A 21,386-nucleotide genomic window follows, 5' to 3' on the forward strand; every position below is an offset into this window, starting at 1 on the left:
TCCTATAAAATGAGGGAAATTATTTTTCATTAACGGTTACAAAACCAATTTTTTTCAAACCTGAATTTTGGGCAGATTCTAATACTTTAACGATATTACGGTATTCCACTGCAACATCAGCAGAAATTGCCACAACCGTATCTTTATCTTGATTAAATTGTTGAACAAAATAGTCCTTTAACTCTTCATCAGTTACTATTTTTTCGCCAAGATAAGTACCAGATAAATTTATAGCCACTCTAGCAATATTTTTAGGCTCATCTTTCTGAGCCACATTTGCTGTAGGTAGTTCTAGTGGGATAGATTGAGTTAAAATCGGCATAGTGATCATAAAAACAATCAACAACACCAACATAACATCAACAAGAGGGGTAACATTAATTTCTGACATCACATTGTTATCAGAAGATTGATTAAATGAACCAAATGCCATTATTTATTCTCCTGATGATTTAATAAATAAATATATAAATCGTGAGCAAAAGAATCTAAATCTTGAGAGATATTACGATTTAAACGAGTTATTGCGTTATAAGCTAATACCGCAGGGATAGCAACGAATAAACCCATTGCTGTTGCAACTAAAGCCTCACCAATTGGTGCTGAAACAGTCGCTATACTTACTTGTCCTTGTTGACTAATATCCATTAATGCATTAAATATTCCCCAAACAGTACCAAATAAACCAATAAAGGGAGCAACTGCACCAATAGAGGCTAACGCAACTAATCCTGATTCAAAAGGACGAATTGTTTGTGTAATAGCATTGCTAATATTTAATGTAAGATAATCTTTGAGAGAGAGTTGAGCCTGTAAACCTACAACTGCGGTTTTATTTTGTTGATATTTTAAATAACTTGGTAATACTTTTCTTAAAACTGAAGATATAACAGAACGATCTTTATCAGCTTTTTCTTGTGCCTCTTTTATATTATTCGATTGCCAAAAAGCATTAAGCATTTTCTTATTTTTACCCTTCATACCTACTAATTTAAGTAAACGAATAAAAATAATGCTCCAAGATATAATACTCATCAAAATTAAAATAGAAAAAGAGATTCGTAATACCATATCTTGTTGTTCTAAAAGATGAAATAAATCCATAATAAGACCTCTAATAAATAAAATTAAGCGGCATTACCGCATTTAAAATTAATTGAAAATACCACATCAGCTACTACAGCTTTACCATTTAATTTTGCAGGGCTATAAGTGTGATTTGATGCTATACGTTTTGCTTGATTATCTAAGCGTTTAATACCTGATGATGATATAACTTGAACATTTTGAGCTTTACCATTTTCACTTATCGTTACCTTTAATTTGACTCGTCCTTCATCATCAGCTTCATCAGAAAGATCAGAACAAACTCCACGCATAGCATTTCCATATCCCGCTCCTAAGGAAGCATTTTTATTGCCATTCCCTTGTGTAGATTGACTACCCTTAACGCCATTTGCTTGTCCAACAGGTCCATTTGGGGCAGTTTGATTAACATTTGATTTTTCTACTTTTTTAACAATATCTTTTTTTATTGGCGCTTTAACTTTTTTTTCAACTTTTTTAGGCTTAGGTTTGGGCTTTGGTGGTTTTTTTTCTTCTTCGGGTTTTACTGGTTCTAGTTTATTTACTATATCAGCCTCTGTTTCAACTTTTGTCGCTATGACCTCTTGTTGAGGTTTAGGTAATTCAGGTTCTTCAATTTTTATTTCTTCTTCGATGATAGGAGAAGATTCAGGCACGCCTAAATTCACTTCTACCATCTGTAAAGTTTCCAAAAAATCATCAATTTTAACTTTTTGAAAAGATGCTTGTGCTAATAACCACCCCAAAATCAAATGAAGAAAAAGTACTACTAAAATAATAAAAAAAGAACTAATTCTACTCTCTTTCATTAACATTTAACCTTGTCTATTAAATATCATTTATAAAAAATAACGATCGAAACAAATAACAATCATTATCATTACTATAAATATTTTATAATTTAAATATTTATATGTAAAGTATGGTTTTTTATAAAATGAATTAAATATCGAATTATTTGTGGAAAAATGAAAAAATACTTTAAAACCATAGAAAAACATATATCTTTTTTCTATGGTTTTTATTATTTCTATAAATTTTTAAAACTGTTTGCTAAAATCAATAAATACTTTATGTTTGTCATAACTATAAAACGGATGATTTGCCCGAGTTTTATTAAAACTATAAGTTAAACGAGGGGTTATCCCCCAATAATGTACCGCTCGATGCCAAACAGACGCTTGAAATCCATATTCTTTACGTTGAATAACACCAAAAAATGGTATCGGTCCTTTGTGACGTTTTTGAGCAAGACTTGCAGAAAAACGAGTAGATAATCCTTTATTCCATTCTTCAAGCCAGCCCAATGTTATTCCTCGACGGAAAAAACTATCATCTTTATCACGAGCTGCATTTCTTTGATAATTTAAATTTGTAAATAAACGTCGTTGTGCATTAGCATAAAAAATTAAGCCAGTTGATATAGAATGATAATTACCATTTAAATGTTTGCGAGTAGAATAGCGTTGCTCTGCATATTCATAACTATTTGTAAATTGCCATTTTGGTGAAAGCCAATAATTAAAATTAAGTGTTATGCCTGTTGATTTAGAAAAACGTTTAAGCGTTTCACTATTTTTTGATCCTCCTCCATATAAAACTTGTGTCATAAATGGAGAAATAGAAAATAACATTTTACCATTTTGATATCCGATACCTAAACGACCACTAATTGAAACTTCGTTATATTTTTTATTATTCCAATAATATTTTCCATCGGTACTCAAATTAAGATCATTAAAAAAACCATCTCTCCAAGACCATTTTTTACCAATATCAAAATTAAAACCAATTCCTTCCGCTGACTCGGCAGGCTCTGCTTTTAATATTCCAGAACCTTGATGAATAATTGTTGATTTAGGGGCATTATTGATATTTGGATCATTTAAATAAGTTACCCCTCCACTAAATGTCCAACGATCTCGTTGTTGAATAGCATTGAGATATTTTATAATCAATAATTGTAATTCATTCGGAATAGGTTCAGCACGTAACTTATAAAACTGATTTTCAGCTGCCTCTAACTCATTATTCTCAAATAGTACGATTGCTAACTGTAATTGTGCAGGTAAGATATGGGGAGTTGTAGATAGTAATTTACGGTACGAGCGAATTGATAAATCATAATTTTGTTCATTTTTTGCTAAAATAGCCTCAGCCCATTGAGTTAGAATTGTATCCTTAAATTTGCTTGGAAACTTTTGATAAATAGGAAAAAGTAGTGCAACATTATCTGTGTTTCCTTGTTTTACTGCAGCCAATAACCCTCTAATAACCAAGTCAGGACGAGTTGTAAGCTCCTCCTTTGATATTACAAGTCTATTCAAATTATTCGTATTCTTTTTAAATATATCTCTATTTATTGATGTTTTGAAATTATTTTGATGTTTAGGATAAAGTTCATCTTGAATACGTTGATCAGCTAGATGTTCATTGACTCGTTGTTGTTCTTGATTGGCAAATGCTGTACTAGCCATTGCTATTACTAAAGTTGAAAAGATAAATTTTTTTACATATTTTTTTGCCATCATAATAATTACTCAAAAAGAAAGCTATCAAAGATAGCTTATTTTAATAAATGAGAATAGTTTACATTTCTTTAAAAACACCTTCAAGTTAAATTACTTATTATAATAAAGATAGCTACAAATTTTCATTTTACTGATACAAACTAATATAAAAAATAATTAACTAACGATATTTATCTAAAAAATGATAATAATTAGTGCCTATAAATAGAGCTATTTTTTTTACTAATTTTCCACCGAAAATAGATGGAACTTTAAGTTTTTCAAAAATAGCTAATCGCTCATCATTACCTAATATAGCTTCAGCAATAATACGACCAGCTAATCCAGTTAATGCCACACCGTGTCCAGAGTAACCTTGAGCAAAATAAATATGTTTAGAAATACGCCCAAAATGAGGGTTAGCATTAATAGTCATATCAATTGGTCCTCCCCACCCATAATCTATTTTTATATTCTCTAGCTGAGGGAAAACTTTTAACATATTCTTTCGCATAATTTCTTTCATATTCTTATTAGAGCTGGAATCACTACCAAATAAAAGACGATTATCAGCACTTAATCGATAATAATCCAACAAATAATTACTATCACAAACAGACATTCCATTATTTATTAAACTATCTGCTAACTTTTGTTCCAATGGCTCAGTAGCAATAATAAAACTATCAACTGGCAGAATTTTTCTTTTGATACCTTTAGTAATTTTTTGTGGTAAATTAATAACATAAGCATTTGTTGCTATTACAACATCTTTAGCTATTACGGAAGAATTATCTGTTTGAATTTCCAAAGATGATGATTTTTCAATTAGATCAACAACGGGGGATTGTTCATAAATTTTTACACCGAGATCCAAACAAGCTTTTGCTAAACCAAGACAATAATTCAATGGATGTAAATGGCCTGAATTGCTATCAAATAATGCACCTTGATAAATTTTACTCCCTAAATGTTGCTCTAACTTAGCTTTATCCCATAATTGCATATTGGTATAACCAAAAGTTTCTCTTGTTGTTTTTTCTAATGCAATTAAATCGTCCATTCTACGAGAATTTAATGCTAACGTTGCATAACCTTTTTTCCAATCACATTCAATATTATATTTTTTTATTCGTTCATCTATAATATCAATGGCTTCTAAAGACATATCCCAAAGTTTTTTAGTATTTTCAAATCCTATTTGATCAATATATTCATCAATACTATCTTCAAAACCATTTATAGCTTGACCACCACTACGACCAGATGCACCAAATCCAATTCTAGCACCTTCTAACACTATAACCTTTTTACCTTGTTCTGCTAATTCAAGAGCTGTAGATAGTCCAAAAAATCCCGCACCAATGATACAAACATCAGCAGAATCTTTATTTAATAGAGAGGGTAATTTAAAATGAATATTTCTGGTATCTGAATAATAAGTTTTGATATGTTCTTGATGTGAAAAATTAAGCATAAAATCCGTTAAAAAAATTTTTTTGCGATATTACTCCCTTTATAAAAGATGTCAATTTTTTAAATCTATTTTTTTCTGCTATACTGCCCGAGAAGTTGATAATTCAACTTAGTATTTTTATATAATTAAATATATTATATAAAAATTTTTTACCGCACTTTACTGCCTATAAAAGGGCTTTGGAGAACAATAAATTGAAAAAAACGCTTTCTAATTTAATAAAATCATTTTCTATTCTTTCTATCCTTTCTTTTTCTTCTCTCAGTTTTGCAAACGAAAAACTTTATGTTTATAACTGGACGGACTATGTTCCCTCTGATGTTATAGCTGAGTTTACAAAAGAAACAGGGATAGAGGTTATTTATTCTACCTTTGAAAGTAATGAAGAAATGTATGCAAAACTAAAACTACTTTCAGAAGATGGCGGATATGATCTTATTTTTCCATCAAGTTATTATGTAAACAAGATGGCAAAAGAAGGAATGTTAAAAGAACTTGATCATAGTAAATTAACTAACTTCAAACAATTACCTGAACACTTATTAAATAAAGATTTCGATCCTAATAACAAATATTCTTTACCTTATGTTTATGGAATGACTGGACTTGCGGTAAATGCCGAAGAAATAGATACAACAAAAATTACAAGTTGGTCTGATTTATGGAAACCTGAATATAAAGGCAAAATATTACTGACTAATGATGCGAGAGAAGTATTTCATATTAGTCTATTGCTCAATGGAAAATCACCTAACACCACCAATGAGCAAGAAATAAAAGATGCTTATGAATCATTGATAAAACTCATTCCAAATGTACTAATTTTTAATTCTGATTCACCTGAAGTACCCTATGTACAAGGCGAAGTTGCTCTTGGAATGATTTGGAATGGATCTGCCTATCTTGCAGCAAAAGAAAATAAAAATATAAAATTTGTTTATCCTAAAGAGGGGGCTATTTTTTGGATGGATAGCTATGCTATTCCAAGCACGGCAAAAAATACTGAAAATGCCTATAAATTTATTGATTTCTTACTTCGACCTAAAAATGCAAAAATCGTTGTAGAACGAATGGGATTTTCAATGCCAAACAAAGGTGTCCAAGCATTATTATCACCTGAAATAGCAAATAATCCTGTTTTATTTCCACCATCAGACGAAATAGAAAAAGGTATTCTTCAAGGTGATGTAGGTAGTGCTATTGAAATTTACGAAAAATATTGGAATAAATTAAAAGCGAATTAGTTTTTATTTAGACACAATAAAAAACCACCTAATAGGTGGTTTTTTATTACATAAGAGCGGTCAAATTTTAGCGTTTATTTTTCACTAATTTTTCCGTCAACTCGTAAGCACGAAGTTTTGCTAATTCTCTTGAAAGTTTAGCTGCTAACATTTCATAATTAGCATCAACAACTTTAGTGGTAATATTTTCTTCAGCTCGGCGTTTAGCAGCTAAAATACGTTCACCATCAAGTTCTTCACCACGTATAGCAACATCAGCTAAAACAGTAACGATTGTCGGTTGAACTTCTAAAAAACCACCTGAAACATAGATAACTTCTTCGGTATTATCTTCAAGAGTCAATTTAACAATACCAGGTTTAATCGATGTAAGTAATGGAGTATGCCCTGGCAAAATACCAAGCTCACCTTCAATACCCGTCGCCTGAATACTTTTTACATTACCTGTAAAAATACTCTCTTCTGCACTTACTACTGTCAATTTTAATGTAGCCATTTTATTCTCCTTCAAGTTTGCTGTAAATCAGTCTTGAAGTGATTACATTTTTTTGGCTTTTTCTAGCACTTCATCAATTGAACCAACCATATAGAACGCTTGTTCTGGAATATGATCGTATTCACCATCTAAAATACCTTTGAAACCACGAATAGTATCTTTTAATGATACATATTTACCTGGCGATCCAGTAAAGACTTCTGCAACGAAGAATGGTTGTGATAAGAAACGCTCAATTTTACGTGCACGAGCTACCACTAATTTATCATCTTCTGAAAGTTCATCCATACCAAGAATTGCAATAATATCTTTTAATTCTTTATAGCGTTGCAAAATACCTTGAACACCACGAGCAACATCATAATGCTCTTGACCAACCACTAAAGGATCTAACTGGCGTGAAGTTGAATCTAATGGGTCAACTGCAGGATAAATCCCTAATGATGCAATCTGACGGCTTAATACTACAGTTGAATCTAAGTGAGCAAAAGTTGTTGCAGGAGATGGGTCAGTTAAGTCATCTGCTGGTACATAAACCGCTTGAACCGATGTAATAGATCCAGTCTTAGTTGAAGTAATACGCTCTTGAAGCGCGCCCATTTCTTCAGCAAGAGTTGGTTGATAACCTACTGCTGACGGCATACGACCTAATAAAGCTGATACTTCTGTCCCTGCTAAGGTATAACGATAAATATTATCCACAAAGAATAATACATCGCGACCCTCTTCACGGAATTTCTCCGCCATAGTCAAACCTGTTAATGCAACACGTAAACGGTTACCTGGTGGCTCATTCATTTGACCATATACTAGCGATACTTTATCAAGTACTTTAGAATCTGTCATTTCATGGTAGAAATCATTACCCTCACGAGTACGTTCACCAACACCAGCAAAAACAGAATAACCTGAGTGTTCTATTGCAATATTACGGATTAATTCCATCATATTAACGGTTTTACCAACACCAGCACCACCAAATAAACCAACTTTACCCCCTTTAGCAAACGGACAAATCAAGTCAATAACTTTGATACCTGTTTCTAAAAGTTCTGTACTATTTGATTGTTCTTCATAAGTAGGAGCTGCTCGGTGAATTGACCAATTTTCTTCAGCTCCAATTGGACCTAATTCATCTATTGGTTCACCCAATACATTCATAATACGACCAAGTGTTTTTGTTCCTACAGGAACAGAAATTGGGTTACCCGTATTAGTTACAGTTAATCCACGTTTTAAACCATCTGATGAACCCATTGCGATACAACGAACCATACCGCCACCTAATTGCTGTTGAACTTCAAGCACTAAGCCACCTTCAACATTGAGGGCATCATATACTCTTGGTACTGCATCTTGTGGAAATTCAACGTCAATAACCGCACCGATGATTTGTACAATTTTTCCAGTTGCCATTACCGATCCTCTATTTTGATTAAATTGCTGCAGCACCTGCAACAATTTCATTTAATTCATTTGTAATACTTGTTTGACGAGCTTTATTATACACCAACTGCAAGTCCTTAATTAAATTACCTGCATTGTCTGTTGCTGCTTTCATCGCCACCATTCGAGCTGCTTGCTCAGAAGCTAAATTTTCAACTACGGCTTGATAAACTTGAGATTCTAAATAACGAACTAATAAACTATCTAATAATACCTGTGGATCAGGCTCATAGATATAATCCCAAATATTTTTATTCTCACCTAAATTATCATTTGCCAATTCAGGTAAAGGAACTAGTTTTTCAAACGTAGGCTTTTGCGACATAGTATTAATAAACTTATTATAAACAATATAGATAGCATCTATTTCGCCTTTTTTATAAGCATCAAACATTTGATTCGCTAAACCGATAAGCTCTTCCACTTTTGGTGTATCACCCATTCCTGAATGTTGACCTTTTATATCAAGACCTAAAGAACGAAAGAAACTAATACCCTTAGAACCAATTAAACCAAGCGATACTTTAATATTTTTTTCTTTCATTTCCTTAACTTCATTTAGGGTTGTTTTAAAGAGATTTATATTTAAACCACCACATAAACCTCTATCGGTAGAAATAACAAGAACACCAACATTCTTAATTTCTCTCTCAACCAAAAACGGATGTTTATAACTCACATTAGCTTTTGAGATATGGCTAATTACAGCTCGTATTGCCTCAGAATACGGGCGCGAAGATGACATTCGATCTTGCGTTTTACGCATTTTCGATGCAGCAACCATTTCCATTGCTTTAGTAATTTTTTTAGTACTTTGCACACTGGAAATTTTGGTTTTTATCTCTTTTGCACCAGCCATTTTATTTCTCCATCAATTAACAATTAACCTACCAAGCACTATTTGCTTTAAAACTATCTACTATGCCTTTCAATGTATCTTTAATTTGATCATCATAAGCACCAGTTTTAGTTAATTCAGCCATAAATTCTGCATTGTTATGGTTAGCGTATTCTAAAAGAGCTGATTCAAAAGAACCTATTCTATTAAGTTCTACATCATCTAAATAACCAAATTCTACGGCAAACAATATTAATGCTTGTTGAGCAACACTTAATGGTGAATATTGTTTTTGTTTTAATAGTTCTGTTACTTTTTGACCATGAGATAATTGCTTACGTGTTGCTTCATCAAGATCTGAAGCAAATTGTGCAAAGGCAGCTAATTCACGATATTGTGCTAATGCAGTACGAATGCCACCAGCTAATTTTTTGATAATCTTAGTTTGAGCCGCCCCACCAACACGAGATACAGAAATACCTGGGTTTACCGCTGGACGAATACCAGAATTAAATAAATTAGATTCTAGGAATATCTGACCATCTGTAATAGAAATAACATTAGTCGGTACAAACGCTGAAACATCACCAGCTTGAGTTTCAATGATAGGAAGAGCAGTCAAAGAACCTGTTTTACCTTTCACTTCACCTTTAGTGAAACATTCAACATATTCTTCATTTACTCTAGATGCACGCTCTAATAAACGAGAATGTAAATAGAATACATCTCCCGGGAATGCTTCACGACCCGGTGGACGACGTAATAATAATGAAATTTGACGATATGCGACTGCTTGTTTTGATAGATCATCATAAACGATTAAAGCATCTTCACCACGGTCACGGAAATATTCACCCATAGCACAACCAGAATATGGCGCTAAATATTGTAAAGCCGCTGATTCTGATGCTGATGCCACAACAACAATTGTATTTTGTAATGCACCATGTTCTTCTAGTTTACGCACCACATTAGCTATTGTTGATGCTTTTTGACCAATGGCAACGTAGATACATTTAATACCTGAATCACGTTGATTAATAATCGCATCTATTGCTAATGCTGTTTTACCTGTTTGACGATCACCTATAATTAATTCACGTTGACCACGACCAATTGGAACCATTGAGTCAACGGCCTTATATCCTGTTTGTACTGGTTGATCTACTGATTTACGCTCAATAACACCTGGTGCAATAACTTCAATAGGGGAGAAACCATCATTATCAATTTCACCTTTTCCGTCAATAGGTTGCCCTAAAGTATTTACAACACGCCCTAATAATCCTTTTCCAACTGGAACTTCAAGAATACGACCTGTACATTGAACTTCCATACCTTCTGCTAAATCAGCATAAGGTCCCATAACTACCGCACCAACAGAATCTCTTTCTAAATTAAGTGCCATAGCATAACGATTACCAGGTAATGCAATCATTTCACCTTGCATTACATCGCTTAAACCGTGGATACGAATAATACCGTCACTAACAGAAACAATGGTTCCTGTATTACGAGCTTCGTTTACCACATTAAAATCGGCAATACGTTTTTTAATCAATTCACTAATTTCTGTAGAATTTAGTTGCATCTTCTATTCCTCTTATAATTGCAGCTCATTTGCAAGACGTGTAAGTTGTCCTTTACTACTTCCATCAATGACAAAATCATCAGTACGAATAATAGCGCCAGCAATTAATGAACTATCCACACTGCAATTTAATTTAACTTTACGAGTAAGTCTTTTTTCCATTGCATTTGCAATTTTTTGTTGTTGTTCATTGTTTAATGGTTGCGCTGAAATAACTTCAACTTCTGTTACAGATCGATATTCTTCGACATAATGTTGAAACTCTTCAAATACAGCAGGAACTACTGACAAACGCTTATTTTCTGCCATTAACCGAACAAGATTTTGCCCATATTGATCAAGTTGTTCGCCACAAATTGAAATGACAAAGTCAGCTAATTTACTTGCAGAGATAGAACTAGTTAAAAATATTTTTACATTCTCATCTTCAACAACAACAGATAAGAAATTTAACATTTCTGCCCATTTTTCTACCGCACTTTTGTCATTACTAGATTGTTCTACTGCAAAATTAAATGCTGCTTTAGCATAAGGACGAGCTATTGTAGTTAATTCTGACATAAGCCCAACCTTCCTTATAGTTCTGCAACTAATTTATCAATGATATCGCTATTTGCAGCTTCATCAACTGTGCGACCGACTATTTTCTCAGCACCAGCAACGGCAAGAGAGGCCACTTTAACTCGTAATTCTTCTTGAACACGTTTACGCTCACTTTCAATTTCAGCATAACCTTGTTCAATAATTTTAGCTTTTAGCCCTTCAGCTTCAGTTTTAACTTCATCTAAAATTTCATTACGACGTTTATTTGCTAAATCAATAATTTCTTGTGCTTTAACTTTTGCTTCAGTAATTGTTTGTTCTAATTGAGCCTGAGTTTCACTTTGCTCTTTTTTAGCCGCCTCTGCAGAAGCTAGAGCATTTGCTATTTGACTCTGACGTTCTTCAATAGCCTTGATAATTGGAGGCCAAACATATTTAATACAAAAAGCTACAAAAATAGCAAATGTAATAAGTTGACCAACAAGTGTTGCGTTTAAATTCACAACCCCTCCTTAATAATTATCGTCTAATACCCTATGATATAGAGTAATCTTAAAAAAATGGCTAATACCAACAATTATTGTAGTAATCCGATAAATGGATTAGCAAAAATAAATAATAGTGAAATACCAACAGCGATCATAGCAATAGCATCTAAAAGACCTGCTACGATAAACATTTTAGTCTGTAAACTATTTGCTAGCTCTGGTTGACGAGCTGATGACTCTAAAAACTTCCCACCAAGAATAGCAAAGCCTATAGCTGTACCTAAAGCGGCAAAAGCTAACAGGATTGATGCGCCAATAATAGTTGCTGTAATTACATTTTCCATAATATTCTCCAATTAAGGTTTTTAAAAGTAGCCAAGTGGCCGGTTAAAATAACTATATACCTATCAATAAAGTAAAAAACTTTATTAATAAATTATTAATGTTCACTCTTATTATAAGCAATACTCAAATAAACAATAGTCAACATCATAAAAATAAAAGCTTGCAAAGTAATAACTAAAATATGAAATACCGCCCAAGCAAAATGTAATGGGATACCTAATGTAGAGATAAACATATTCCCAGAATACATAACGGCAATTAAAATAAAGATTAATTCACCAGCATACATATTACCAAATAAACGAAATGCAAGAGAAATAGGTTTAGCTAACAATGTTACAAATTCTAAAATAAAATTGATAGGAATAAACAGCCAGTGATTAAAAGGATGTAATGTATATTCTTTTACAAAACCTTTAATCCCTTTTGATTTAATTGTATAAAAAATAATTAGAAAGAAAACACAAATAGACATACCTAATGTAGCACTTATATCTGCTGTCGGTACCGCCCTTAAATAATGAATACCAAATAAATTAGCAAACTGAGGTAAGAAATCCACAGGTACTAAATCTATTGCATTCATAACAAAAACCCAGCAAAAAATAGTTAATGCTAAAGGGGCTATAATATGGCGAGGACCATAAAAATTATCCTTTACTATTCCATCAACCCATTCAACTAAAATTTCAACTAAACATTGTAATTTACCAGGAACTCCCGAGGTTGACTTTTTAGCAACTCGGTAAAAAAAGAAAAGAAATAAAATTCCTGAAGCCAAAGAAAAGAATAGGGTATCAAGATTAACACTCCAAAAACTATCACCAGTAGAAAGGAATGTTAAATGATGACTAATATAATCAGCCGTTGTATAACCAGACATAGTTTATATCCTTTGCTATTTAAAACTAAACACTCAGTTTCTCTTTACCAAAAAAGGTAGTAGATTATTGAGTAATATACTTACTATATAACCCATAAAAAAAGTGATGGTATCTACCGAAAAAAACTTTAAGATAATTATAATTAATAAAATAGTAACAACAAACTTTATCAACTCACCTAAATATAGTTTTTTTAACGGATTTACCGTACTTTGTTTACTAAAAAAAACAAATAATACAAATAAACAATATGGCAAGAAAACAGATATTCCTCCTAAAAAAAACGAAAGAATTAAACTATTTTGCCAAAGAAAATATATTCCTAAAGTTATAACAAAAACAACAACCTGAAAAGTCAAAATTAACTTATATTTCTCTTGTGTTTTTTTTATTACTATGGACATATTAACCGTCTAAATTAATTTTGAATCAAAAAATTCAATTAATTATACGCTAGTTTTTTTGCTATTCAACTTAAAACAAGTTCAAAAGTGTTAAATAAATCACAATTTTAAAATAAATTTATAAAAAACTTTACTTTTTATTCACTTTTATTTAACAAAACTAAATAACGCTCACCTATAAGATCTGGTATATATAATTTAATTTGATCCTGTATTTTAAAAATTTTAGATATTTGACTAATTTCATCTAAATGAATTTGTCCTTTTAATGCATAAAATATGCCATTTTCATTAGGCAAATGTTGACATAAATCCGTCATATCTTTGAGAGAAGCAAAAGCACGGCTAATAATGCCATCAAATTGTTGTACTGTATATTCTTCTACTCGACTTAATACGGGTTTTACATTGGTTAATCCTAATTCACGAATAGCATTACGAATAAAACTGATTCTTTTCCCTAAACTATCTAACAAGACAAATTCTTTATCTGGATTGATAATAGCTAAAGGTAATCCTGGTAAACCAGGGCCTGTTCCTACATCAATAAAAGTTTTACCTTGTAAATAAGGACTAACAACAATGCTATCCAGAATATGCTTTACCAACATATCCATTGGGTCTCTAACCGATGTTAAGTTATAAGCTTTATTCCATTTATTCAATAATAAAACAAGTTTAACTAATTGTTCTTTTTGCTGATCGGTTATAGAAAGTGCGGTCTTATTTACTAAACTTTCTAATTTTTCAGTTAATTGATTTTCTAAGTTAGTCATTATTCACCACGTTTTAACATTCCTTGTTTTTTAAGATTGACTAATAATATTGAAATTGCAGCTGGTGTAACCCCTGAAATACGGCTTGCTTGCCCAATAGAAACTGGTTTATGTTCCATTAATTTAGCTCGCACTTCATTAGATAATCCTGAAACTAAAGCATAATCAAAATCACTTGGTATAGTTGTATTTTCGTGACGTTTATGACGTTCAATTTCTTCTTGTTGATGTTCTATATAACCTTGATACTTAATTGCTATCTCAACTTGTTCAACAGCTTCTTTATCTTCCATTGCTGGTTTAAAAGCTGTAAGTGCGGTCAAAATTTTATAATTAATTTCAGGACGTTTTAATAAATCTTCGCCACTTGCTTCTCGAGTTAATGGACTACTTAATACTTGATTAGTTTCTTGTAAATATTCAGAATTTGGGTGTATCCAAATTTGGCGTAAACGTTGTCTTTCTAATTCGATATTTTCCATTTTTTGATTAAAACGAGTCCAACGTTTTTCATCAATTAATCCTAATTGATGAGCTATTGGCGTTAAACGAATATCAGCATTATCTTCACGAAGTAATAAACGATATTCAGCACGAGAAGTAAAAACACGATAAGGTTCTTTTGTGCCAAGCGTACAGAGATCATCAACTAATACTCCCGTATAAGATTGATCACGACGTGGATACCAAGCCTCTTTTTCTTGTACAAATAATCCAGCATTAATTCCAGCAAGTAATCCTTGAGCTGCCGCTTCTTCATAACCTGTTGTACCATTTATTTGTCCTGCAAAAAATAAACCTCTAATTGATTTTGTTTCCAAAGTAGGTTTGAGATCTCTAGGATCAAAATAATCATATTCTATGGCGTAACCTGGTTTGATAATACGTGCATTTTCTAATCCTTTCATCGAATTTACTATTTTCATTTGCACATCAAAAGGTAAACTTGTTGAAATACCATTTGGGTAAATTTCATTACTAGTTAAACCTTCAGGTTCAAGATAAATTTGATGAGAATGACGATCAGCAAAACGCATTACTTTATCTTCGATAGAAGGACAATAACGTGGACCTATTCCTTCAATGATCCCTGTATACATTGGACTACGATCCAAATTATTACGGATCACATTATGAGTTTGATCATTGGTGTGTGTTATATAACAAGGGATCTGTTTTGGATGTTGATCCAGCGATCCCATAAATGAAAATACAGGTAATTCTTGATCGCCATATTGTTTAGCAAGAATATCAAAGTTAATAGTTCTTGCATCTAAACGTGGTGGCGTTCCTGTTTTTAAGCGGTTAACACGTAAATTAAGTTCTCTTAAACGAGTAGCTAGATTAACCGCGGCAGGATCACCGGCTCTCCCACCTGTATAATTTTCTAGCCCAATATGGATTTTACCCGCTAAAAAAGTACCTGCCGTTAGGATCACAGTTTTAGATCTAAATTTTAATCCCATTTTAGTTTCAACACCCGAAACACGATCTTGATCTAAAATAATATCGGTAACTTCTTGTTGAAAAATATCTAAATTTTGCTGGTTTTCTAAGGCTATTCTTATGGCTTGACGATATAAAACACGATCTGCTTGGGCTCTTGTTGCTCTTACCGCTGGTCCTTTGCTGCTATTTAATGTTCGAAATTGAATACCTGCTTGGTCAGTAGCCATAGCCATAATACCACCCATAGCATCAATTTCTTTTACCAAATGTCCCTTTCCTATACCACCAATTGCAGGATTACAAGACATTTGACCAAGGGTATCAATATTGTGTGTAAGTAATAATGTTTTTAATCCCATTCTTGCTGGTGCAAGTGCTGCTTCTGTTCCAGCATGTCCACCACCAATAACAATTACATCATAATTTTCGTTGTAAAACATAATAACCTTTTACTTTAGGATCTTTGTTAAATTTAATGTGATCATTTTACCTTAATTTTAGATGATCTTGAAATAAAGAATTTTCTGAAGATCATTTAGATCTTTAAAAAAGATCCTTACTTATTAATATAAGATCTTTTTCTATATATAGAGATCTATTATTGTTATTATTAGGATCACGATCTTTATGTATAAACTTAATTTTACTTTTTTTATTAAGATCTTAAGTGATCTTTTTAGTTGTTAATATCAGCCATTATATGATCTTTTTTGTTGTGGATAAATTGCTAAGTTATACACATATATAATTGATACTATTTTTATTATTATAATAAACATAGGTTACTAACAGTTAAATTAACTAGTTATCCACAAGTGAATTTTATTTTATTATTTTAGGAGGGGGTGAATTACAACCTATAATTGAGTGTTTATTCTTCTTTTAAATAAATTTATTACTATTTTAAGAGGGAATTAATTGAATAATTATTGAACTGAAAACTATTTTGGTTGTTTTTTATGTTCATTTTGTGCTAGTAGAATAGCACCTTTAGCAAGCATTTTTAGCTGTATGATAACTCTTTCTTTGAGTAATTCACGTTCTTTTTTGCTAAGATCTAATGCGGTTGCACCAGCTGTAAAAACAAGGGTAACTATACCTTCTGATTGAATATAAGCTATATGTTTAGAATAATTATTTTTATAAGATATGTATTCTGTAAGTTCATCAATAAAATGCTTAATTTCTCGAGCAACTGCAGTGCGAAATGCTTGCGAAGTGCCAGAACTTTCTCTTAATAATAGCCTAAATATATTCGGATTATTAGTAATAAATTCAAAAAATGTTTCAACAGATATATTGATAACGCTTCCACCATTTTCGATACGTTTTCTTGCTTGACGCATTAATTGACGAAGAGTGAGTCCTGCTTCATCAACCATTTCTAAGCCTAATTCATCCATATCTTTAAAATGTCTATAAAAGGATGTAGGAGCTATTCCTGCTTCTCTTGCTACCTCACGTAAACTTAAATTAGAAAAACTTTTTTCGGCAGTAAGTTGTTTAAAAGCGGCATTAACAACGGCCTTACGTGTTTTTTCTTTTTGAATAGCTCTAATTCCTACCATTTTAATTATTCTCTGATTCTTCAACTAAGTACTGGTTTTATTATTGCACTTATTGTTTTTGCTATACGTTCATAGCGACTTCTTAAAGGTGATCCTGGTCTATATACAAGAGAAATATTTCTTGATGGTTGTGGATCAGAACAAGGAATATATTTTACTCCTGTTCGTTCTTTTTCATTTAAAATTGCTAACTCGGGCATTAAGGTTATTCCTACATTTGTTGAAACCATATTACGCAGTGTTTCTAAACTAGTTGCCTTAAAATGAGGATTTTCTGTTGCTCCAGCAGCAAAACAATATCCTAATGCTTGACCTCTTAAACAATGTCCATCGTCTAACATTAATATTTCTTTGCCCTTAAGTCTTTCTAAAGGTATTGATTTTTCTTTTGACCAACGATGATTATCTGAAACAGCGATTAACATTTTTTCTTTAAAAATGGGTATTTCAATAAAAGATTCAGATTCTAATACTGAGGCTAGAATAGCGCAATCTAATTGCCCTGATTCAAGTTTTTCGAGTAATCTATTTGTTTGAGCTTCATATAAAAATAATTCAATACCTGGGAAATCTTTTTTTAAAATAGGTATGATATAAGGTAATAAATAAGGTCCTAAAGTAGGAATTATTCCTATATGTAAGGGACCTGTCATTTCTTTACCCTGATTACTTGCCATTTCTTTTAGTAATTTAACTTCACTTAAAATGGATTTGGCTTGATCAACTAGTAATAATCCTGATTGGGTAAATAGTACTTTTCTACTGGTTCTTTCAAGTAAAATTATACCAAGTTCATCTTCCAATTTACGAATTTGTCCACTTAATGTTGGTTGACTCACATTACAAGCATCAGCTGCCTTTCTAAAATGTTTATATTCAGATAGTGATACAAGATATTCTAAATCACGAATATTCATTTTTTATGTCTCTTTTTTGTTTAGGTATTTAAATTTAATCAATTAATTATTTTATAGAAAAAAATAATTAATTAAATAGTTTTAATTTTTGTAACTATAACATTTTTTTTTATATAATTAACAGGTGTTATGAGATATAACATTCTAATTTATTAAGATTATAGGAGAAAATAATATGATTACAATGGAAGGAAAGAAAGTTCCTCAAGTAACATTTCGTACTCGTCAAGGTGATGCTTGGGTAGATATAACTAGTGCAGAATTATTTGATAATAAGACAGTAGTTGTATTTTCATTACCAGGAGCGTTTACACCAACTTGTTCATCTACTCATTTACCACGTTATAATGAATTAGCTTGTGAATTTAAAGCATTAGGTGTTGATAATATTATTTGTATGTCTGTAAATGATACATTTGTTATGAATGCTTGGAAAGCAGATCAAGAAGCTGAAAATATTACAGTTATTCCTGATGGTAATGGTGAATTTACTGATGGTATGGGAATGCTTGTTGGTAAAGAAGATCTTGGTTTTGGTAAACGTTCATGGCGTTATTCTATGCTTGTTAAAAATGGTGTTGTAGAAAAAATGTTTGTTGAGCCACAAGAACCAGGCGATCCATTCAAAGTATCTGATGCCGATACGATGATTAGATATTTAAAACCAGATTGGAAAGCAAAACCTTCGGTAAGTATTATTACTAAACCTGGTTGTCCTTTCTGTGCTAAAGCAAAAGCATTATTAAAAGCAAAAGAATATACATTTGAAGAAATTGTTTTAGGTCGTGATGCAAGTACTATTTCCGTTCGTGCTATTACAGGTAAAACAAGTGTGCCACAAGTATTTATTGGTGGTGAATACATTGGTGGTAGCGAAGATTTAGAAAAATATTTCGCTTAATCATATTACTATTTATTTTTATAAGGGATATTCTAGGATATCCCTTTTTTATTTTTAATAATGTGGTGGTGGCGTTTCTTCTGATTGATTAGCTATATTAGAAGGTTGTAAATCTTTCATTTTTTTTGCTAAATAATGCAGTTGAGTTTGTAGCTTATCTACTATAAATTGTTGAGCAATTACAGATTGATTTAATTCATCTATTGTTTGTTCTTGAAAAGATATTTTCATTTCTAATTCTGCTATTCGTTGTTCTAAATCTTGAGTATTTTGCATTGATTATTCCTTATTAATTAAAAATAAAAGGTTGTATATTACTTAAATACAATTTAATCTATTTCATATTATTTTTTATTATAAAGTAAGGAAAGCAATAAATGTTAAAAATTAAAAAAATTTCTACTATGGCATTATTAATAAGTGCGGTTATTTCTCAAGGTGTTTTGGCGGATAAAAAATTCGATGATGAAGCCTCTTATACTTTAGGTTATGCGGCTGCAAAGAGTTTTTTCCAAGGGGTTATTGCTGAACACAAAGATGTAGTGAATTATAGTAATGATCGTATTTTGGCTGGTGTTAAAGATGCTTTAAATGGTAAACAAGATTTGACAGATGAACAAATTAAATCAGTATTAGATGAAATTGCATCAAAAGTAAAATCTGTTCAGGCTGAAAAAGTTAAAGCAAGTAATGAAAAATTAATCTCTGAATTTTCTAAGAAAAAAGGGGTAAAGAAAACCGCATCAGGTCTTTTATACCGTATTGAAAAAGAAGGAGAAGGTAATCCAATTAAAGCAACTGATATGGTGAAAGTTCATTATACAGGGAAATTTGCAGATGGAACGGTTTTTGATACTTCATTGAACCGTGATCCTGTGGAATTTAAACTCGATCAAGTTATTAAAGGTTGGACAGAAGGTCTGCAACTAGCTAAAAAAGGATCTAAAATTGAATTAGTTATTCCTGCTGATTTAGCTTATGGTGATCAAGATAATGGACCTATTCCTGCTAATTCAACTTTACATTTTGAAGTTGAAATTTTAGATGTAGTAACTGGTAAATAATAAGAAAAAATAACCGAACTTTTTTGTAATAAATAAGATTTTGTTCTTACATAGTAGGTAATTAAGTGAAAAAGTATTTAATTATTTTAGCTTTAATTTCTTTGCTGTTATCTTGCGATGCTAAAGATAGTTGTTTAGATAGCGGGGGATCTTATAATGATAAAACAGATTTATGTGAAAATGATCATTAATTATTTATTTTAAAAAGTGTGGTTATTTATAGGATAATTTTTATATAAATATGCGTTATGTTCTTGCTGTAAAATCACCTAGTTATGGTAAGCAAGGTAGTTTTCTTGCTTATCAGTTTGCTAAAACTCTTTTGGCAAAAGGTCATCAACTTACTCAAGTTTTTTTCTTTCAAGATGGCTCCTATAATGGAAATGCTTTTACTTATCCCGCTAATGATGAATTTAATTTGCTTAAACATTGGCAACAATTAAGCAAAGACTTTTCCATACCTTTACATTTATGTATTGCTGCTTCACAACGTCGAGGAATAGTTGATTCTTCTACATCATTTATTCCTAATCAAAATAATTTAGCAGAAGGTTTTGTATTCGCTGGATTAGGAGAATTTATGAAATCTATTTTAGAAGCAGATCGAGTAATTACATTATGATTAAACTCGCTTTTATTTTTCGTCAAGCGCCTTATGGGTCTTCTATTAGTAGAGAGGGGATTGATACTTTATTAGCAGCTACGGCATTTTGTAATGAAGATGAAATAGCAGTTTTTTTTATAGATGATGGTATTTTTAATTTAATAGCCAATCAAAATCCAACTCTTATTTTACAGAAAGACTTTACTCAATCACTAAAATTATTAGATTTATATGATATAGAAAATCGTTATATTTGTGAAAATACATTGCAGCAATATGGATTAGATGACACAGATTTTATTCTTTCTTGTAAAAAAATTGATCGTTCATCATTAATCAAAAAAGTTAAATTAGCAGAAAAAGTGCTTACATTCTAATATAAAGGTTTTATATGTTATATACATTTTCTCAAGCAAATTATTCTGAAAAAGAGTTAATTCATTTATTTAAAGAAATTAAATCTGATGATTATATTCTTTTTTGGCAAGATGGCGTTTTATTTCCTATTAAATATCAATCCTTTTTATTATCTTTAAACTGCAATATAGGCATTTTTAAAAATGATGTTGATGCAAGAAATTTGCGTTATTCAAAAGATTTATATTCTAATAAGCTAAAATTAGTTGCTTTAGATGATATTGTGGACATAACAATAAATTATTTTCCTCAAATTTGTTTATAAATGATAATTTGTTTAATTTTTGTTGTTTGTTATTTAAATTTTATTTAAATAATTTTCTTATTTGTTAATTTAT

General features: G+C 31.3%; 25 protein-coding genes. 6 read left to right on the top strand and 19 right to left on the bottom strand.

Going from position 1 to position 21,386, the window contains the following annotated elements:
* Positions 1 to 19 precede the first annotated feature (19 nt).
* From EV697_RS08810 to EV697_RS08830, 5 genes are all read right to left on the bottom strand, one after another.
* Positions 20 to 433 carry an ExbD/TolR family protein gene (locus EV697_RS08810; protein WP_132024759.1) on the bottom strand — a complete coding sequence of 138 codons (414 nt, stop codon included), beginning with the start codon at positions 431 to 433 and terminating at the stop codon, positions 20 to 22.
* A complete protein-coding gene (locus EV697_RS08815; protein WP_132024761.1) occupies positions 433 to 1,104 on the bottom strand; it encodes a MotA/TolQ/ExbB proton channel family protein in 672 nt (223 codons plus the stop codon). The genes EV697_RS08810 and EV697_RS08815 overlap by 1 nt, the downstream gene beginning before the upstream one ends.
* 23 nt (positions 1,105 to 1,127) lie before the next feature.
* Positions 1,128 to 1,895, bottom strand: coding sequence for an energy transducer TonB (locus EV697_RS08820; RefSeq protein WP_132024763.1), 768 nt, complete (start codon positions 1,893 to 1,895; stop codon positions 1,128 to 1,130).
* 231 nt (positions 1,896 to 2,126) lie between these two features.
* Complete coding sequence (locus tag EV697_RS08825; protein WP_236824057.1) at positions 2,127 to 3,617, bottom strand: surface lipoprotein assembly modifier; 1,491 nt, start codon at positions 3,615 to 3,617, stop codon at positions 2,127 to 2,129.
* A gap of 160 nt (positions 3,618 to 3,777) precedes the next feature.
* Complete coding sequence (locus EV697_RS08830) at positions 3,778 to 5,073, bottom strand: NAD(P)/FAD-dependent oxidoreductase (RefSeq protein WP_132024765.1); 1,296 nt, start codon at positions 5,071 to 5,073, stop codon at positions 3,778 to 3,780.
* Between the two features lie 218 nt (positions 5,074 to 5,291).
* On the opposite strand from EV697_RS08830, the gene EV697_RS08835 reads away from it, so the two are divergent.
* The gene (locus tag EV697_RS08835) at positions 5,292 to 6,317 is read left to right on the top strand and encodes an extracellular solute-binding protein (RefSeq protein ID WP_418883963.1); all 1,026 of its coding nucleotides are present in this window, start codon (positions 5,292 to 5,294) and stop codon (positions 6,315 to 6,317) included.
* A 67-nt stretch (positions 6,318 to 6,384) separates the two neighbouring features.
* Here EV697_RS08835 and EV697_RS08840 read toward each other — a convergent pair whose 3' ends face one another.
* The 13 genes from EV697_RS08840 to oxyR all read right to left on the bottom strand — a co-directional run bounded on the left by EV697_RS08840 (position 6,385) and on the right by oxyR (position 18,062).
* Positions 6,385 to 6,813: a F0F1 ATP synthase subunit epsilon gene (locus tag EV697_RS08840; protein WP_132024769.1), complete on the bottom strand. Its 429-nt coding sequence runs from the start codon at positions 6,811 to 6,813 to the stop codon at positions 6,385 to 6,387.
* A 42-nt stretch (positions 6,814 to 6,855) separates the two neighbouring features.
* Complete coding sequence (atpD, locus tag EV697_RS08845) at positions 6,856 to 8,229, bottom strand: F0F1 ATP synthase subunit beta (protein WP_132024771.1); 1,374 nt, start codon at positions 8,227 to 8,229, stop codon at positions 6,856 to 6,858.
* A gap of 19 nt (positions 8,230 to 8,248) precedes the next feature.
* On the bottom strand, positions 8,249 to 9,118 hold the full coding sequence (gene atpG / locus EV697_RS08850) for a F0F1 ATP synthase subunit gamma (RefSeq protein ID WP_132024773.1): 870 nt from the start codon (positions 9,116 to 9,118) through the stop codon (positions 8,249 to 8,251).
* Positions 9,119 to 9,146: 28 nt separating this feature from the next.
* Entirely contained in the window at positions 9,147 to 10,688 is a 1,542-nt protein-coding gene (atpA, locus tag EV697_RS08855) for a F0F1 ATP synthase subunit alpha (RefSeq protein WP_132024775.1), read from the bottom strand.
* 12 nt (positions 10,689 to 10,700) lie between these two features.
* Positions 10,701 to 11,249, bottom strand: a complete 549-nt coding sequence (gene atpH / locus EV697_RS08860) for a F0F1 ATP synthase subunit delta (RefSeq protein ID WP_132024777.1) — start codon at positions 11,247 to 11,249, stop codon at positions 10,701 to 10,703.
* A 14-nt stretch (positions 11,250 to 11,263) separates the two neighbouring features.
* Positions 11,264 to 11,734 carry a F0F1 ATP synthase subunit B gene (atpF, locus tag EV697_RS08865; RefSeq protein WP_132024779.1) on the bottom strand — a complete coding sequence of 157 codons (471 nt, stop codon included), beginning with the start codon at positions 11,732 to 11,734 and terminating at the stop codon, positions 11,264 to 11,266.
* 74 nt (positions 11,735 to 11,808) lie between these two features.
* Positions 11,809 to 12,063, bottom strand: coding sequence for a F0F1 ATP synthase subunit C (atpE, locus tag EV697_RS08870; RefSeq protein WP_132024781.1), 255 nt, complete (start codon positions 12,061 to 12,063; stop codon positions 11,809 to 11,811).
* Positions 12,064 to 12,158: 95 nt separating this feature from the next.
* Positions 12,159 to 12,947: a F0F1 ATP synthase subunit A gene (gene atpB / locus EV697_RS08875; RefSeq protein ID WP_132024783.1), complete on the bottom strand. Its 789-nt coding sequence runs from the start codon at positions 12,945 to 12,947 to the stop codon at positions 12,159 to 12,161.
* 33 nt (positions 12,948 to 12,980) lie between these two features.
* The gene (locus EV697_RS10105) at positions 12,981 to 13,352 is read right to left on the bottom strand and encodes an ATP synthase subunit I (protein ID WP_132024784.1); all 372 of its coding nucleotides are present in this window, start codon (positions 13,350 to 13,352) and stop codon (positions 12,981 to 12,983) included.
* A 137-nt stretch (positions 13,353 to 13,489) separates the two neighbouring features.
* A complete protein-coding gene (rsmG, locus tag EV697_RS08885) occupies positions 13,490 to 14,128 on the bottom strand; it encodes a 16S rRNA (guanine(527)-N(7))-methyltransferase RsmG (protein ID WP_132024786.1) in 639 nt (212 codons plus the stop codon).
* Complete coding sequence (gene mnmG / locus EV697_RS08890) at positions 14,128 to 16,017, bottom strand: tRNA uridine-5-carboxymethylaminomethyl(34) synthesis enzyme MnmG (RefSeq protein WP_132024788.1); 1,890 nt, start codon at positions 16,015 to 16,017, stop codon at positions 14,128 to 14,130. The genes rsmG and mnmG overlap by 1 nt, the downstream gene beginning before the upstream one ends.
* A 501-nt stretch (positions 16,018 to 16,518) precedes the next feature.
* A complete protein-coding gene (fabR, locus tag EV697_RS08895; RefSeq protein ID WP_132024790.1) occupies positions 16,519 to 17,145 on the bottom strand; it encodes an HTH-type transcriptional repressor FabR in 627 nt (208 codons plus the stop codon).
* Positions 17,146 to 17,165: 20 nt separating this feature from the next.
* The gene (gene oxyR, locus EV697_RS08900; RefSeq protein ID WP_132024792.1) at positions 17,166 to 18,062 is read right to left on the bottom strand and encodes a DNA-binding transcriptional regulator OxyR; all 897 of its coding nucleotides are present in this window, start codon (positions 18,060 to 18,062) and stop codon (positions 17,166 to 17,168) included.
* 175 nt (positions 18,063 to 18,237) lie between these two features.
* Between oxyR and EV697_RS08905 the strand changes: the two genes are divergently transcribed.
* The gene (locus EV697_RS08905; RefSeq protein ID WP_132024794.1) at positions 18,238 to 18,963 is read left to right on the top strand and encodes a glutathione peroxidase; all 726 of its coding nucleotides are present in this window, start codon (positions 18,238 to 18,240) and stop codon (positions 18,961 to 18,963) included.
* A 54-nt stretch (positions 18,964 to 19,017) separates the two neighbouring features.
* Here the strand turns inward: EV697_RS08905 and EV697_RS08910 are convergent, their stop codons facing one another.
* Complete coding sequence (locus tag EV697_RS08910) at positions 19,018 to 19,239, bottom strand: SlyX family protein (RefSeq protein ID WP_132024796.1); 222 nt, start codon at positions 19,237 to 19,239, stop codon at positions 19,018 to 19,020.
* Between the two features lie 101 nt (positions 19,240 to 19,340).
* On the opposite strand from EV697_RS08910, the gene bamJ reads away from it, so the two are divergent.
* The 4 genes from bamJ to EV697_RS08930 all read left to right on the top strand — a co-directional run bounded on the left by bamJ (position 19,341) and on the right by EV697_RS08930 (position 21,313).
* The gene (gene bamJ / locus EV697_RS08915) at positions 19,341 to 20,027 is read left to right on the top strand and encodes a BamJ family beta-barrel-assembly machinery protein (protein WP_132024798.1); all 687 of its coding nucleotides are present in this window, start codon (positions 19,341 to 19,343) and stop codon (positions 20,025 to 20,027) included.
* A 241-nt stretch (positions 20,028 to 20,268) separates the two neighbouring features.
* On the top strand, positions 20,269 to 20,649 hold the full coding sequence (tusD, locus tag EV697_RS08920) for a sulfurtransferase complex subunit TusD (RefSeq protein ID WP_132024800.1): 381 nt from the start codon (positions 20,269 to 20,271) through the stop codon (positions 20,647 to 20,649).
* Positions 20,649 to 21,008 carry a sulfurtransferase complex subunit TusC gene (tusC, locus tag EV697_RS08925; RefSeq protein WP_176672804.1) on the top strand — a complete coding sequence of 120 codons (360 nt, stop codon included), beginning with the start codon at positions 20,649 to 20,651 and terminating at the stop codon, positions 21,006 to 21,008. The genes tusD and tusC overlap by 1 nt, the downstream gene beginning before the upstream one ends.
* A gap of 14 nt (positions 21,009 to 21,022) precedes the next feature.
* Entirely contained in the window at positions 21,023 to 21,313 is a 291-nt protein-coding gene (locus tag EV697_RS08930) for a DsrH/TusB family sulfur relay protein (protein WP_132024804.1), read from the top strand.
* Positions 21,314 to 21,386: the final 73 nt, after the last annotated feature.

Origin of the sequence: Bisgaardia hudsonensis (assembly GCF_004345785.1) — a bacterium.
Lineage (GTDB): Bacteria > Pseudomonadota > Gammaproteobacteria > Enterobacterales > Pasteurellaceae > Bisgaardia > Bisgaardia hudsonensis.

Bases quoted from the DNA above. Each gene is read 5' to 3' on its own strand.
- atpG (WP_132024773.1), bottom strand. From the start codon at position 9,118: ATGGCTGGTGCAAAAGAGATAAAAACCAAAATTTCCAGTGTGCAAAGT.
- atpE (WP_132024781.1), bottom strand. From the start codon at position 12,063: ATGGAAAATGTAATTACAGCAACTATTATTGGCGCATCAATCCTGTTA.
- EV697_RS08830 (WP_132024765.1), bottom strand. From the start codon at position 5,073: ATGCTTAATTTTTCACATCAAGAACATATCAAAACTTATTATTCAGAT.
- atpB (WP_132024783.1), bottom strand. From the start codon at position 12,947: ATGTCTGGTTATACAACGGCTGATTATATTAGTCATCATTTAACATTC.
- atpH (WP_132024777.1), bottom strand. From the start codon at position 11,249: ATGTCAGAATTAACTACAATAGCTCGTCCTTATGCTAAAGCAGCATTT.
- EV697_RS08825 (WP_236824057.1), bottom strand. From the start codon at position 3,617: ATGATGGCAAAAAAATATGTAAAAAAATTTATCTTTTCAACTTTAGTA.
- EV697_RS10105 (WP_132024784.1), bottom strand. From the start codon at position 13,352: ATGTCCATAGTAATAAAAAAAACACAAGAGAAATATAAGTTAATTTTG.
- bamJ (WP_132024798.1), top strand. From the start codon at position 19,341: ATGTTAAAAATTAAAAAAATTTCTACTATGGCATTATTAATAAGTGCG.
- EV697_RS08840 (WP_132024769.1), bottom strand. From the start codon at position 6,813: ATGGCTACATTAAAATTGACAGTAGTAAGTGCAGAAGAGAGTATTTTT.
- atpD (WP_132024771.1), bottom strand. From the start codon at position 8,229: ATGGCAACTGGAAAAATTGTACAAATCATCGGTGCGGTTATTGACGTT.
- oxyR (WP_132024792.1), bottom strand. From the start codon at position 18,062: ATGAATATTCGTGATTTAGAATATCTTGTATCACTATCTGAATATAAA.
- rsmG (WP_132024786.1), bottom strand. From the start codon at position 14,128: ATGACTAACTTAGAAAATCAATTAACTGAAAAATTAGAAAGTTTAGTA.
- atpA (WP_132024775.1), bottom strand. From the start codon at position 10,688: ATGCAACTAAATTCTACAGAAATTAGTGAATTGATTAAAAAACGTATT.
- tusD (WP_132024800.1), top strand. From the start codon at position 20,269: ATGCGTTATGTTCTTGCTGTAAAATCACCTAGTTATGGTAAGCAAGGT.
- fabR (WP_132024790.1), bottom strand. From the start codon at position 17,145: ATGGTAGGAATTAGAGCTATTCAAAAAGAAAAAACACGTAAGGCCGTT.
- EV697_RS08820 (WP_132024763.1), bottom strand. From the start codon at position 1,895: ATGAAAGAGAGTAGAATTAGTTCTTTTTTTATTATTTTAGTAGTACTT.
- EV697_RS08815 (WP_132024761.1), bottom strand. From the start codon at position 1,104: ATGGATTTATTTCATCTTTTAGAACAACAAGATATGGTATTACGAATC.
- mnmG (WP_132024788.1), bottom strand. From the start codon at position 16,017: ATGTTTTACAACGAAAATTATGATGTAATTGTTATTGGTGGTGGACAT.
- EV697_RS08905 (WP_132024794.1), top strand. From the start codon at position 18,238: ATGATTACAATGGAAGGAAAGAAAGTTCCTCAAGTAACATTTCGTACT.
- EV697_RS08810 (WP_132024759.1), bottom strand. From the start codon at position 433: ATGGCATTTGGTTCATTTAATCAATCTTCTGATAACAATGTGATGTCA.
- EV697_RS08930 (WP_132024804.1), top strand. From the start codon at position 21,023: ATGTTATATACATTTTCTCAAGCAAATTATTCTGAAAAAGAGTTAATT.
- EV697_RS08910 (WP_132024796.1), bottom strand. From the start codon at position 19,239: ATGCAAAATACTCAAGATTTAGAACAACGAATAGCAGAATTAGAAATG.